Below are 13,623 nucleotides of genomic sequence, written 5' to 3'. Positions count from 1 at the left end.
CGCCGGGAATGACCTGGTGGGGCCTGTGGTTGAGCCTGTCAGACTCAATCTTTGATAAGGGTGTGACAGCGTGACCGATACGTTGAATCTTCCTGTTCTGCCGCTGGACGACGTTGTGGTCCTGCCGGGAATGGTCGTGCCGGTCCGACTGGCCGACCCCGAGGCACGGGCGGCGATCGACGCCGCGCAGGCCTCCGGCGAGGACAAGGTGCTGCTGGTACCGCGGCTGGACGGGAAATATGCAAAGGCCGGGACGCTCGGTGAGATCGAGCAGATCGGCCGGCTGCCGGGCGGAGCCCAGGCGGCCGTGATCCGCGGGACCGCTCGGGTCCTGATCGGCGCCGGGACCACCGGTCCGGGTGCCGCGCTCTGGGTGAGCGCTACCGAGCTGCACGAGATCACCGACTCCAGGTCGGCCGAGCTCGCCCGCGAGTACAAGACCCTGACGACCTCTGTGCTGCAGCGTCGCGGCGCGTACCAGGTGATCGACTCCATCAAGCAGGTGAACGACCCGGCGGAGCTGTCCGACCTGGCCGGCTACGCGTCGTACCTGACCAACGAGCAGAAGTCCTGGCTGGTGGAGAACGCGAACGTCTCCGAGCGGCTGGAGAAGCTGATCGGCTGGGTGAAGGACCACCTCGCTGAGCTGGAGGTCTCCGAGACGATCCAGAAGGACGTCCAGGAGGGCATGGAGAAGCAGCAGCGGGAGTTCCTGCTGCGCCAGCAGATGGCCGCGATCCGCAAGGAACTGGCCGAGCTGGACGGTAAGGCCGAGTCCGAGGAAGAGGACTACCGGGCCCGCGTCGAAGCGGCCGACCTGCCGGAGCACGTCCGCAAGGCCGCGCTCACCGAGGTCGACAAGCTGGAGCGGACCGCGGAGCAGTCTCCCGAGGTCGGCTGGATCCGGACCTGGCTGGACACCGTCCTCGAGCTGCCGTGGAACGAGCGGACCGAGGACAGCTACGACATCCGCGAGGCGCGGGCCGTGCTGGACGCGGACCACTCCGGACTGGATGACGTGAAGGAGCGCATCACCGAGTACCTGGCCGTACGGCGTCGCCGCGCGGACCGTGGTCTCGGTGTGGTCGGTGGGCGTCGTAGTGGCGCCGTACTGGCTCTGGTGGGTCCGCCTGGTGTGGGTAAGACCTCGCTGGGCGAGTCCGTGGCGCGTGCGATGGGACGGAAGTTCGTCCGGGTCGCGCTGGGTGGTGTTCGGGACGAGGCCGAGATCCGCGGTCACCGGCGTACGTACGTCGGTGCTCTGCCGGGCCGGATCGTTCGGGCCATCACCGAGGCCGGGTCGATGAACCCAGTGGTGCTGCTGGACGAGATCGACAAGGTGGGCGCGGACTACCGGGGCGACCCGACCGCCGCGCTGCTGGAGGTCTTGGACCCCGCGCAGAACCACACCTTCCGGGACCACTACCTGGAGGTCGAGCTGGACCTGTCCGACGTGGTCTTCCTGGCCACGGCGAACGTGCTGGACTCCATCCCGGCGCCTCTGCTGGACCGGATGGAACTGGTGCAGCTGGACGGGTACACCGAGGACGAGAAGGTCGTCATCGCCCGTGACCACCTGCTCCCGCGTCAGCTGGAGCGGGCAGGCCTGACGGCGGACGAGGTGACCATCGAGGACTCGGCGCTGCGACTGCTGGCCGGCGAGTACACGCGTGAGGCCGGCGTACGGCAGCTGGAGCGTGGGATCTCCCGGGTGCTGCGCAAGGTGACGGCGAAGCTCGCGCTTGGCGAGGACGTCGGCAACCTGACCGTCGGCGCGGGTGACCTGAAGCAGTACCTGGGCTCGCCGAAGTTCACGCCGGAGACGGCGGAGCGTACGGCGCTGCCGGGTGTGGCCACTGGTCTGGCAGTCACGGGTGCCGGCGGTGATGTGCTCTTCATCGAGGCATCGCTGGCGGACAAGGAGACCGGCCCGACCGGAGTCACGTTGACCGGACAGCTCGGCGACGTGATGAAGGAGTCGGCGCAGATCGCCCTGTCCTACCTGCGGTCGCACGGCGCGGAACTGGGTCTGCCGGTCGGCGATCTCGCCGAACGGAACACCCACATCCACGTGCCTGCCGGTGCCGTCCCGAAGGACGGACCGTCGGCGGGTGTGACCATGACGACGGCGCTGGCGTCGCTGCTGTCCGGGCGGCCGGTTCGTTCGGACGTCGCGATGACCGGTGAGGTGTCGCTGACCGGACGGGTCCTCCCGATCGGTGGGGTGAAGCAGAAGCTGCTCGCCGCGCACCGGGCCGGGCTGACCACGATCCTGATCCCGAAGCGGAACGAGCCGGACCTGGAAGACGTGCCGGAGTCCGTGCTGTCGGAGCTGACCGTTCACCCGGTGAGCGACGTCCGCGAGGTCCTGGAGCTGGCGCTGGAACCGGCCCAGGTCGACGTACACCAGTACGCCGCCTGACCCGTCGTACCGCAGGAGGGCCCGAGCGATTGCTCGGGCCCTCCTCCTTTTGGATGAAACTTGAAGGCGCTCCCCGCAGAGCGTGATGGAGCTCACAAACACGGCGGTAACCCAACCGGGCGTTCCCGTAGTCTCTATAACCATGCGCGTCAGGGAGAAGGGTGACCGGGGAGTCGTCCAATCGGTGGTTCTGTTCCTAGGGGTGAGCGTGCTGTCGGGGGCCTTGGCCGCCGGTCTGGCCATCCCGTTCGCCGGCTTGGCCGGGTTCACCACACAGAAGACCAACGAGACCCTGAAGGACCTGCCGCAGCAGTTCGACGAGGTCCCGCAGAAACAGAAGAGCACCATCCTGGCCGCCGACGGCTCGGTGATCGCCACCCTGGCGGAGCAGAACCGGGTGCCGGTCAAGCTCAGCGCGGTCGCGCCGATCATGCAGAAGGCGATCGTCGCGATCGAGGACGACCGGTTCTACGAGCACGGCGCGCTGGACCTCAAGGGCACCCTGCGCGCGCTGCTGCAGAACAAGTCCTCGGGCGGGATCCAGCAGGGCGGCTCGAGCATCACCCAGCAGTACGTGAAGGTGAGCCTGGTCGAGAAGGCGAAGACGCCCGACGAGGTCGCGGAGGCGACTGCCGACACGTACCAGCGCAAGGTCGCCGAGCTGCGGTACGCGATCGCGGTCGAGAAGCAGTACTCGAAGAACGAGATCCTGGAGAAGTACCTCAACCTGGCGAACTTCGGCGACGGCGCCTGGGGCATCCAGGCCGCCGCGCAGCACTACTTCTCCGTGAACGCCTCCCAGCTGACCCTGCCGCAGGCCGCCCTGCTGGCCGGCCTGGTGAAGAACCCGACCGGCTACGACCCGACCAACGACATGAAGCGCGCCAAGGACCGCCGCGACGTGGTCGTCAAGCGGATGCTCGAGCTCAAGGTCATCTCGGTGGCCCAGGCGAACTCGGCCCTGAAGACGCCGGTGATCGACCCGGCCAAGGTCCGCCCGAACAAACTCGGCTGCGCCAACGGCCCGTACCCGTTCTACTGCGAGTACATCGTCTCCCAGCTCGAGGCGAACCCGGCCTTCGGCAAGACCAAGGTCGACCGCGAGAACTTCCTCAAGACCGCCGGCCTCACCGTCCGGACGTCGCTCGACCCGAAGATCCAGAAGGCCGCGCAGCACTCGATCGACATCCACTCCAAGCCCACCGACTCCGCGATCGCCGCGATCACGATCGTCGAGCCCGGCACCGGCCTGGTGAAGGCGATGGTGCAGAGCAAGCCGTACGGCGGCAAGAAGAACCAGACGTCGTACAACTTCAACGTCGAGAAGTCCTACCCCGGTGGGTACGGCGGCTTCCAGAACGGTTCGACGATGAAGGCCTTCACGATCGCGGCCGCGATCCAGAAGGGCATCCCGCTCAACTACCAGATCGTCTCGCCCAGCCCGATCGACCTGGGCGGGAAGAAGTGGACGACCTGCGACGGACACGTCACGGCCGAGCAGGGCTGGTCGCCGCAGAACTCGACCAAGAACGTAGCGGACCCGACGATGGTCGAGGCGGCGCAGAAGTCGACCAACACCTACTTCATCCAGTTGTCGGAGCAGACCGGCCTGTGCGCGATCTCGAAGATCGCGACCTCCTTGGGCATGGTCGACGCGCAGACCGGCCAACCGCTCGGCCAGTACCCGTCGATGACGCTCGGCGTCGGCCTCGTGACACCGCTGCAGCTGTCCAGCGCGTACGCCGCCTTCGCCGCCCGCGGCATGTACTGCACGCCGTGGCTGGTCACCTCGATCAAGAACGCCGCCGGCAAGTCGGTCGGGTCGCCCGGCGCGAACTGCAAGCAGGCGCTGGCCCCTGAGGTCGCCGACGGCGTGAATGCGGTTCTGCACCAGGTGATGGAGCAGGGCGGCACCGGTCAGCACCTGAAGTTCGGCAACAGCGACCTGGCCGGCAAGACCGGAACGATCCAGGAGAACAAGGCGGTGTGGTTCGCCGGGTACTCCAGCAAGCTGGCTGCCGCCTCGGTGGTCGCCGACGCCTCACTCCCGTACCGGAACCTGATCAACCAGACGCTCAACGGCGACAAGATGAGCGACGCGTCCGGCTCCGGCACGGCCGGGCCGCTGTGGATGACCGCGTTGCAGGGTGCTCTGCAGGGCACCGCGACGACGCACTTCACGGCGCCGTCGGACAAGACCATGCGCGGCAACGTGAAGGATCTGCCGTTCGTGAACGGCATGAACCCGGACGACGCCGCCAACAAGCTGCGCCAGGCCGGCTTCCAGGTCGAGCTCGCCCCCGGCACGGTCGACTCCGAGGAGACCGCCGGCACGGTCGCCTACACGACTCCGCGCCAGCGCGACGGCGCCCCCGAGGGCTCGAAGGTCACCATCTACATCTCCAACGGCAGCAAGCAGAACCAGCCGGGCCAGCCGACCAACACCGCCCAGCCGCCAGGTACCAAACCACCGGGCGCCCCGACCACGATCAACCCCAACTGCCCACCGTGGAACCCGAAGTACCCGAAGTGTGGCGGCAGGGGCCGCTAGCAACTGAGAAGGGCCTCGTCCGCCAGGACGAGGCCCTTCGTCGTCGTTGCGTCAGGCGCCCAGTTGGCGCTTCACCTCGGCGGAGACGACGCCGCCGTCGGCCTTGCCCTTGATCTTGGGCTGGAGGGCGCCCATCACCTTGCCGATCCCGCGGGGACCGAGCTCGGCGGCGCCGGTGCTGGCGATGGTCTCGGTCACCAGGGCGACGATCTCCTCCTGGGACAGCTGCTCCGGCAGGTACTCGGCCAGGATGTCCGCCTCGGCCTGTTCCTTGTCGGCGAGCTCGGTGCGGCCGGCCTCGCGGTAGGCGACGACGGACTCGCGGCGCTTCTTCGCCTCCGAGCTGAGGACGTCGACGACCTCGGCGTCGGAGAGCTCGCGGGCCGCCTTGCCGGCCACCTCCTCCTTGGTGACCGCGGTGAGCGCCATCCGCAGGGTGGACTTGCGGATCTCGTCGCGCGCCTTCAGGGCGGCGGTCATGTCGTCGTGCAGGCGCTGCTTCATTCCGGAGTTGGACATACCTGAGATTGTGGCAGGCTGGTGAAATGAGTCTGCGCGGGATTGCCACCACCACCCTCAAGGCCACGGCGGTCGTCGGTGCCGTGGGCGCCGTCTGCGTCGCGTACGCGGCCGGCGTCGAGGTGCGCTGGTTCACACTGCGCAGAGTGACGGTGCCGGTGCTGCCGGAGGGATCCACGCCGCTGAAGGTGCTGCACCTGTCCGACCTGCACCTGTGGCCGACCCAGGAGCGCAAGATCAACTGGGTCAACGGTCTGGCCGCGCTCGAGCCCGACCTGATCGTGAACACCGGCGACAACCTCTCCCACGAGGATTCGGTCCGGCCACTGCTCCGCGCGTACGGCGATCTGCTCGACGTGCCGGGGGTGTTCGTGTTCGGCTCCAACGACTACTGGAAGCCGCATTTCAAGAACCCGGGCAAGTACTTGCTGCCGGCCCACAAGCAGCGGCACAAGCCGCACGGCCCGGACCTGCCGTACGAGGAGATGCGGCGCGCGTTCACCGGCGCCGGCTGGACCGACCTGAACAACGCCAAGGCGACGGTCAAGGTCAACGGCCTACGGCTGGACTTCGCCGGCACCGACGACCCGCACATCAAGCGCGACCGGTACGACGAGGTCGCGGGTGAGATCGATCCGACGGCCGACCTGTCCATCGGCGTCACGCACGCGCCGTACCAGCGCGTTCTGAACGGCTTCGTCGGCGACGGCTATCCCCTGGTCCTGGCCGGCCACACCCACGGCGGCCAGCTCGCCGTGCCGCTGTACGGCGCCCTCGTGACGAACTGCGACCTGGACACGTCGCGGGTGAAGGGCCTGTCCACGTGGGGCCACAACGGCCGCCAAGCGGCTCTGCACGTGTCCGCGGGTCTCGGCACTTCGCCGTACGCGCCGGTCCGGTTCGCCTGCCGGCCGGAGGCGACATTGCTCACTCTGGTGCCGCGGATAAACCCGATTTCGTCCCCACGGTCGGCGCATGTAAGCTAACGGCGACTTCGGGCTGTGGCGCAGCTTGGTAGCGCGCTTCGTTCGGGACGAAGAGGTCGCAGGTTCAAATCCTGTCAGCCCGACCAACACAAGGCGGTGACTCCGGTCACCGCCTTTGTGCTGTCTACGCTGGCGTCATGCAGCGGGTTGATCTGGGTGAGCTGGAGTACGAGGTCGCGGCCGAGGAGATGCGTGGCTGGGTCGAGGAGCGGGTGGCGGGGGCGGCCGAGGACCGGCTCTTCCTGCTGAGTCATCCGCCGGTGATCACGTACGGGCCGCGGACCGTGCTGGACGACCTGCCCGCGGAGACGACCGGCATCCCCGCCGTGGCGGTCGATCGCGGTGGGTTCGCGACGTACCACGGGCCGGGACAGCTGGTCGGGTATCTGGTCGTCGACCTGAAGTCGCGCGGACCGGTGGACATCGTGCGGTGGGTCGAGAACGGGCTGATCGACGCGCTCGGCTCTCTCGGCTTCCCGCTGGTACGACGGGACACACCGAAGGGGGCGAGCAGTCTGGTCGGGGTGTGGACCGAGGACGGCCGGAAGCTGTGTTCGATCGGGATGCGGATCCGGCGTGGCGTGACCAGCCACGGGTTCTCGGTGAACGTGGATCCGGACATGACGGTGTTTCACACGTTCACGAGTTGCGGGCTGCACGACGTCACGATGGTCTCGCTCGCCGACCTCGCGGCCGAGCGCGGCATCGCCACCCCGACGGACGCGGAGGTCCGCGACGCGATCGCGGACTCCCTGGGAGCCGTGTAATCCCGATAGCCTGCGGCAATGAGTCAGGACGACGACGGCCGGATGCCCGAGGATCTCGAGGCAATTCTGGAGGCCGCCGACGAGGACGAGGCCGAGGAGGGCCGGTTCGACGCGCCGCCGTTGCCGCCACTGCTGATCCTGGCCGTCGTGGGGTTGTTGTGCGGGTTCGCGACCATCGCGCTGGTGTGGCTGAGTGAGCGCAGTTGTGAGCGGTTCCGCGACACCACGAACTGCGGTGCCCTCGGGTTGCCGCTGCTGGTTCTGATCGTGGTCGTGACCATTGTCCTCGGCGGGCTCGCGCTGAGCCGGCTGGCGATGCCGCACCCCCGGCTGATCGCGTTCCTCGGGGTCGCGTTCATGCTGGTCCTCGTACTGGCCTTCCTGACCGGGAACCTCGACTCGCCGTGGACCCTGGCCGTCGTCCCGGTCCTGACCGCGATCACCTTCCTGCTCGCCAATCTCGTCGCCCGACTGCTGGAGCGTGCCGATGCCTGACCTGCCCGTCTACGAGTGCCCGCGGACCCCGGCCACGCCGAACCTCGACGGCACCCTGACCGACCCCGCCTGGGACGTCGCCCCCTGGACCACCGACTTCGTCCCGATCGCCGGCGAGGGCCCGGCGCCGCGGTTCCGGACCCGGGCGAAGCTGATGTACGACGACCAGTACCTGTACGTCGGCGGCGTCCTCGAGGAGCCGCACCTCTGGTCGACGATGACCGAGAAGAACAGCAAGCTCTTCCACGAGAACAACTTCGAGCTGTTCCTCGACCCGGACGGCGACGGCCAGAACTACTACGAGTTCGAGATCAACCCGCTCGGCACGATCTGGGAGCTCACGCTGCCCAAGCCGTACGTCGACGGCGGCGTACCGATCGACCCGACCAACCTGCCCGGGTTGCGGACCGCGATCCACCTCGACGGCACGGTCAACGACCCGTCCGACACCGACACGGCATGGTCCGTGGAGCTCGCCGTACCGTGGGCCGACCTGGCGTCGTACAACGCAGGCCGGGCGACCCCGCCGAACCCGGGTGACGAGTGGCGGATGAACCTGATGCGCTGCGAGTGGCCGGTCGAGGTGGTGGACGGCGCGTACGTGAAGGGTGACGGCATCGAGTTCTGGGTGTGGTCGCCGCAGTACATCGAGGACATGCACCGGCCGGACCGGTGGGGGGTCCTCCGTTTCTGACCCGGTGGCATGGCGTTCACAGGCCCGAGTAACAATGAGTTACGTGACTTTCGGGGGCTCCGGCGAGCTGAACCACCTCGAGGGCGACCAGGTCGTCAGCGCGATCGAACGCGCGTGCGAGAGCGACCTGCGGACCGCCCTCCGGTTGGTGGCGCGGTACTCGGCGTACTGGTGGTCGCGCGGCCTGCAGGACGAGGCCGCCGCGGCCGCCGAGCGGGTGCTCAGCATGCTGGGCCGGACCGTGCCGGTCGGGCTCGACGAGGAGTACCTGCTGGCGGTCATCCACGGGGCCGCGTCGGCCGAGCAGGAGCAGGTGGAGCTGGCCCAGCAGATCGTGCTGACGGCGACCGGACCGTTCCGGTACTCCGTGACTGTGCTGCTGTGGTCGCTGGTGTTCGGACCGTTCGAGCCTGCCGCTGTGGTCGAGGACGTCCTGGAGCGCAACGAGTCCGGCGACGCCTGGGCCCGCGCAGCCGTTGAGCTCTGCCGGGGCTATCCGGGTCTCACGCGCGCAGCGCCGAGTGATGCCGCCCAGGCATTGCGTACGGCGCTGGGACGCTTCCGGATGCTCGAGGACCGCTGGGGCATGTTCCTCGCCCTGACCGCACTCCGGCAGGTGGTCGACGAGCCGCTGGACCTCACGACCGACGCTCTGCGGCTGGCAGAGGAGCTGTGCCTGGGTGAGGAGACCGCGCGGCTGCTGTGTGAGCGCGGCGACCTCTACCGGGCCCTGGGCAAGCTGGAAGACGCGCACGAGGACTACAGCCGCGCTCTGGCCATCGGCGAGCACGCCGACTTCGCGGAAACCGTGGCGGCCGCCCGGCTCGGTCTGGCCCGCACCGCCCGGCACTCCGGCAACCTCCCCGCGGCCCGCGCCCACCTCTCCTCGGTCCTGGCGTTCCCCGAGCTGGAAGACGCCCACTCCGAAGCCCTGCACGAACTCGCGGTGCTGAACGCGTCCGAAGCCTCCGCATAGCACCCGACCACATATCCCAGCGGTACGCCGGTACATCTGTGGCGGCGGCCACATCGCGGGAGGGCAGCGGGCTAGTTAGAGTCGGGGGCGACCCAGCATTGTGACTGCAACGGAGCAGCTGATGGATAAGACGTACGAGTCGCCGCAGGCCGCGGTGGACGACATCGGGGACGGCGCGAGCCTTGCGGTCGGCGGCTTCGGGCTGTGTGGCAACCCGATGGAGCTGATCACCGCTCTGCACGACAAGGGGGTGACCGGGCTCAGCGTGGTGTCGAACAACTGCGGCGTCGACGACTGGGGTCTCGGCATCCTGCTCGCGGACAAGCGGATCGCCAAGATGACCTCGTCGTACGTCGGGGAGAACAAGGAGTTCGCCCGTCAGTTCCTGTCCGGTGAGCTGGAGGTCGAGCTGACCCCACAGGGCACGCTGGCCGAGAAGCTCCGCGCGGGTGGTTGCGGAATCGCCGCGTTCTTCACGCTGGCCGGCGTCGGCACCCAGGTCGCCGACGGCGGGCTGCCGCAGAAGTACAACCCCGACGGCTCGGTCGCGAAGGCCTCCGAGCCGAAGGAGACCCGGGAGATCAGCGGCACGACGTACGTGCTGGAGGAGTCGATCACCACGGACTTCGGCCTGGTGCACGCGCTCAAGGGCGACACCCAGGGCAACCTGGTCTTCGACCGCAGCGCGCGCAATTTCAACCCGCTGGCCGCGATGGCCGGGCGGGTCACCATCGCGCAGGTGGAGGAGCTGGTCCAGCCTGGTGAGCTGGACCCCGACGAGATCCACCTGCCGGGTGTCTACGTCCAGCGAGTAGTTGCCGTTGGCAAAAATATCGAGAAGCGCATCGAGAAGCTCACCGTCCAGAAGAAGGAGGCCTGAGCATGCCACTCACCCGTGAGCAGATGGCCGCCCGGGCCGCTGCCGAGCTGGCCGACGGCGAGTACGTGAACCTCGGCATCGGCCTGCCGACCCTGGTCCCGAACTACATCCCCGACGGCGTCACCGTCGTCCTGCAGAGCGAGAACGGCATCCTCGGCGTCGGCCCGTACCCGGTCGAGGGGGACGAGGACCCGGACCTGATCAACGCCGGCAAGGAGACCGTCACGACGCTGCCGGGGGCGTCGTTCTTCGACTCCGCGCTGTCATTCGGGATGATCCGCGGCGGCGCGATCGACGCGGCCATCCTGGGCGCCATGCAGGTCTCGGCCAAGGGCGATCTGTCCAACTGGATGATCCCCGGCAAGATGGTCAAGGGCATGGGCGGCGCGATGGACCTGGTGCACGGCGCCAAGAAGGTGATCGTGCTGATGGAGCACGTCGCCAAGGACGGTTCGCACAAGATCCTGGAGGAGTGCGACCTGCCGTACACCGGCCGTGGCGTGGTCAACCGGATCATCACCGACCTGGCCGTGCTGGACATCACCGACGACGGGCTGCAACTGGTCGAGCTCGCCGACGGCGTCACCTTCGACGAACTGCAGGAGAAGACCGGAGCCCCGATCAAGCAATAGGCTCCGCCGCGTACGGCCCGGTCAGCCCAGTGCTGGCCTGGCGGTACGACGAGCTCGCCCGGCTCCGGTCCGCGTACTGACCGGTGGGTGTCTGGAGACCGGCGGTGCGGTCGCGGAGGTGTTGGTCGAAACAACCACGCTCCGGGACCTTGTACCCCAACCAGGGGGCTGCGACAGGCAATAACCTGTTCAAGCCAACGACGACCTGTTCAAGCCCCCCGGCGCGTAGTCCACCGCGCCCACCAGCGCTACTGGCAGGGGTGAACAGAAGCGTCAGGTGGGCATGGAGCGAGCCTGCCGTACGGACAGGTTGTGTTCAGCTACCGAAAGACACCTGTCATCCCTGTCGAAAGTCGGGTATACGGGACGGGTGGAGCTGGATGTGCTGGTGATCGGTGGAGTGGGGATCGACACGATCGTGCGTGTGCCGAGCCTGCCGTTGGCGACGGTGGAGACGATCGGGGTCGAGCCGATCGAGTCGTACCTGGGCCACACCGGCCACGGCGTCACCCTCGGCTGCCACCTGCTCGGCCTGCGCACCGCCCTGGTCGACGTGATCGGCGCCGACGCCGAGGGCGATCGCATCCGCCGGGCGTACGACGAACTCCGCCTCCCCCTGCACGTCGCGCTCCACCCCAGCGGCACCCGCCGATCGGTCAACCTGGTCGCACCCGACGGCCAGCGCCTCTCCCTGTACGACGCCCGGCACCCACCCGGATTGCAGGTCGACCCGGACCTGTGGCGGCTGAACGTCGTCCACTCCCAGCACGTCCATGTCTCGATCATGGACTTCGCGCGCTACGCCCTGGGCGACGCGATCGCCGTCGGCTGCACGATCTCGACCGACCTGCACGACTGGGACGGGCGCAACGACTACCACAAGGACTTCGCGACGGCGGCCGACATCGTCTTCGTCTCGACCAGCGCGCTGCCGCCGGACGCGGTCGACTGGATCTTCGCCAACGGCCGCGCCGAGGTCGTCGTCGCGATGGCCGGCGCCGACGGCAGCTACCTGTACGTCCGGAACCAGCCCGCACAGCACCTGCCGGCCATCCAGCTCCCCGACCGGCCGGTGATCGACACCAACGGCGCCGGCGACGCCTACGTCGCCGCGTTCCTGGCGCGGTACCTCGATGGCGTCACCTGGTACGACGCTGCCGTCGCCGGCTCGATCGCGGGCGCCTGGGCCTGCGGCTCCCCCGGCACCCACACCGACCTGATCACCGCCGAGGAACTAGCTGTTCGAAGTAGAAAGCACGGATGAAGCAGTCCCGCGGCTGATCGACCGCGAAGAGCACGCAGTCGACGACCGACTGGGCCGTCAGGGCGGCGCCGGTCTCCCGTGGGCCGTCCTGCACGAAGTCGGGTGGGAACAGCGAGATCACCCGGATCCCTTCCGGCCGCAGCCGCTCGGACAGGATCTCGGCGTACCCGGCCTGGGCGTGCTTGGCGGCGTAGTAGGCCGGGTGGGCGTCGGACCGATGCTGCCCGACCTCGCCCGCAGCGGAGATCAGGTTGACGATGTCCGGCTCGGCCGAGGCTCTGAGCAGCGGCAACAGGCGCTCGGTGAGCAGGACCGTGCCGGTGCCACCCCGGCGATGGTGTCGGTGATGTCCGCCGCGGTCGGGTCGCCGACGAGGTAGCGGGCGCCGCTGTTCACGAGGATGTCGAGCCGGTCGACCGGCAGCTCCTCGATCGACCGCGGGTTGGCGAGATCGAGGACGGCGGGTGTTGCCTGGCCGCCCGCGGCCTGGATCACGGCGACGGTCTCCTCGGCGGCGGCTCTGGTGCGGGAGGTGGCGAGGACGTGGGCGCCGCGGGCGGCGAAGGCGAGGGCGAGTTTGCGGCCGGTGTCGCGGCCCGCGCCGGTGACGAGGACGTGAGTCATGCCGCAGGAAAGCACCTCAACCCGACTGGAGGTCAACCCCGGGTCATCGGTGGGTGGAGCCGGGTGGCGATGGCGCGGTGGAAGAGTTGGGCCGGGCGGCCGCCGTCGCGGGTCGTGGCGCCGACCGTTCGACGAAATCGGGGGTCTTGGTGACCTTGCGATGGAAGTTGCGCGGGTCCAGCGGCGTACCCCAGACCGCTTCGTACACGGCACGCAGCTCGGAGATGGTGAACTCGGGCGGGCAGAAGGCCGCCGCGAGCGGTGAGTACTCGAGCTTGGCCCGGGCGCGCTCGACCCCGTCGCCCAGGATCCGGTGGTGGTCGAACGCGAGCCGGCCCGGACCGTCTTACGAGGCGAACACAGAAAGTTGCAGGCGAAGTCTGTCCCGTGATGTGCACAAGAAGTGACCGAGCGGATCGGATCTGTCCACAGAATAGGCCCTCAGCGGGATACACGCGCCTGGGATCCGGTCAGTTTCACCGGCACGGGCAAGGAGTCGGAGAACACCGTCGCTACTAGATCCGACTACAGGCACGACCGGATCGGGCGGTTACCCCAGGTCGAGGCTCCCCGCTGACCGCGCCCGATCACTCGATGGGATAACCCATCGCGGTGGCGGTTCTCTCTTCGCGTTACGAGAGGAGAACCGACAACTCCATGGGATATCCGGCGCTCCGGTCGGTTCCGCGGGTGTGTGCCCGTGCCGTCGACCGGATCGCCGGGCCATCACAACGAGGCGAGGACGAAGACCTCCCACGTGCGGTCGCAGCGAATCGGTGACTGTGATGGCCTGGAAGTCCGCCCACACCCGGC

The 13,623-nt window shown here is 68.4% G+C and carries 14 protein-coding genes and 1 tRNA gene; 11 read left to right on the top strand and 4 right to left on the bottom strand.

Going from position 1 to position 13,623, the window contains the following annotated elements:
• Positions 1-70: 70 nt before the first annotated feature.
• Positions 71-2,422: an endopeptidase La gene (gene lon, locus OG558_RS13850; protein WP_405070603.1), complete on the top strand. Its 2,352-nt coding sequence runs from the start codon at positions 71-73 to the stop codon at positions 2,420-2,422.
• Between the two features lie 142 nt (positions 2,423-2,564).
• The gene (locus OG558_RS13845) at positions 2,565-4,973 is read left to right on the top strand and encodes a penicillin-binding protein (protein WP_405070601.1); all 2,409 of its coding nucleotides are present in this window, start codon (positions 2,565-2,567) and stop codon (positions 4,971-4,973) included.
• Positions 4,974-5,024: 51 nt separating this feature from the next.
• Here OG558_RS13845 and OG558_RS13840 read toward each other — a convergent pair whose 3' ends face one another.
• Positions 5,025-5,492, bottom strand: coding sequence for a GatB/YqeY domain-containing protein (locus OG558_RS13840; RefSeq protein ID WP_405070600.1), 468 nt, complete (start codon positions 5,490-5,492; stop codon positions 5,025-5,027).
• 26 nt (positions 5,493-5,518) lie between these two features.
• Here OG558_RS13840 and OG558_RS13835 point away from each other — a divergent pair, with 26 nt between their 5' ends.
• The 9 genes from OG558_RS13835 (at position 5,519) to OG558_RS13795 (ending at position 12,186) form a co-directional block, all read left to right on the top strand.
• Positions 5,519-6,478 (top strand): metallophosphoesterase, encoded by a 960-nt coding sequence (locus OG558_RS13835; RefSeq protein ID WP_329483626.1) that lies wholly within the window; start codon positions 5,519-5,521, stop codon positions 6,476-6,478.
• A 9-nt stretch (positions 6,479-6,487) separates the two neighbouring features.
• Positions 6,488-6,564 (top strand) — tRNA-Pro (locus OG558_RS13830).
• A 51-nt stretch (positions 6,565-6,615) separates the two neighbouring features.
• On the top strand, positions 6,616-7,245 hold the full coding sequence (gene lipB / locus OG558_RS13825) for a lipoyl(octanoyl) transferase LipB (protein ID WP_405070599.1): 630 nt from the start codon (positions 6,616-6,618) through the stop codon (positions 7,243-7,245).
• Positions 7,246-7,263: 18 nt separating this feature from the next.
• Complete coding sequence (locus tag OG558_RS13820) at positions 7,264-7,740, top strand: hypothetical protein (protein WP_405070598.1); 477 nt, start codon at positions 7,264-7,266, stop codon at positions 7,738-7,740.
• On the top strand, positions 7,733-8,434 hold the full coding sequence (locus OG558_RS13815; protein ID WP_405070597.1) for a carbohydrate-binding family 9-like protein: 702 nt from the start codon (positions 7,733-7,735) through the stop codon (positions 8,432-8,434). Before OG558_RS13820 ends, OG558_RS13815 begins: the two co-directional genes overlap by 8 nt.
• A 43-nt stretch (positions 8,435-8,477) precedes the next feature.
• Complete coding sequence (locus OG558_RS13810) at positions 8,478-9,410, top strand: tetratricopeptide repeat protein (protein WP_405070596.1); 933 nt, start codon at positions 8,478-8,480, stop codon at positions 9,408-9,410.
• Between the two features lie 121 nt (positions 9,411-9,531).
• Complete coding sequence (locus tag OG558_RS13805; protein WP_405070595.1) at positions 9,532-10,290, top strand: CoA transferase subunit A; 759 nt, start codon at positions 9,532-9,534, stop codon at positions 10,288-10,290.
• A gap of 2 nt (positions 10,291-10,292) precedes the next feature.
• Entirely contained in the window at positions 10,293-10,922 is a 630-nt protein-coding gene (locus tag OG558_RS13800) for a 3-oxoacid CoA-transferase subunit B (protein WP_405070594.1), read from the top strand.
• Positions 10,923-11,292: 370 nt separating this feature from the next.
• A complete protein-coding gene (locus tag OG558_RS13795; RefSeq protein WP_329483618.1) occupies positions 11,293-12,186 on the top strand; it encodes a carbohydrate kinase family protein in 894 nt (297 codons plus the stop codon).
• Here OG558_RS13795 and OG558_RS13790 read toward each other — a convergent pair.
• From OG558_RS13790 to OG558_RS13780, 3 genes are read right to left on the bottom strand one after another with little or no spacing between them, the layout of a single operon-like run.
• Complete coding sequence (locus tag OG558_RS13790; RefSeq protein ID WP_405070593.1) at positions 12,143-12,478, bottom strand: SDR family NAD(P)-dependent oxidoreductase; 336 nt, start codon at positions 12,476-12,478, stop codon at positions 12,143-12,145. The two genes, OG558_RS13795 and OG558_RS13790, sit on opposite strands and share 44 nt — an antisense overlap.
• Positions 12,433-12,810 carry an SDR family NAD(P)-dependent oxidoreductase gene (locus tag OG558_RS13785; RefSeq protein ID WP_405070592.1) on the bottom strand — a complete coding sequence of 126 codons (378 nt, stop codon included), beginning with the start codon at positions 12,808-12,810 and terminating at the stop codon, positions 12,433-12,435. Before OG558_RS13785 ends, OG558_RS13790 begins: the two co-directional genes overlap by 46 nt.
• A gap of 43 nt (positions 12,811-12,853) precedes the next feature.
• Positions 12,854-13,018 (bottom strand): hypothetical protein, encoded by a 165-nt coding sequence (locus OG558_RS13780; protein WP_405070591.1) that lies wholly within the window; start codon positions 13,016-13,018, stop codon positions 12,854-12,856.
• Positions 13,019-13,623 lie beyond the last annotated feature (605 nt).

Source organism: Kribbella sp. NBC_01510 (assembly GCF_045040325.1).
In the GTDB taxonomy this organism is placed as follows: Bacteria; Actinomycetota; Actinomycetes; order Propionibacteriales; family Kribbellaceae; genus Kribbella.
Note: the sequence above shows the minus strand (reverse complement) of the source record. Positions and strands in the feature narration are given on the sequence as shown.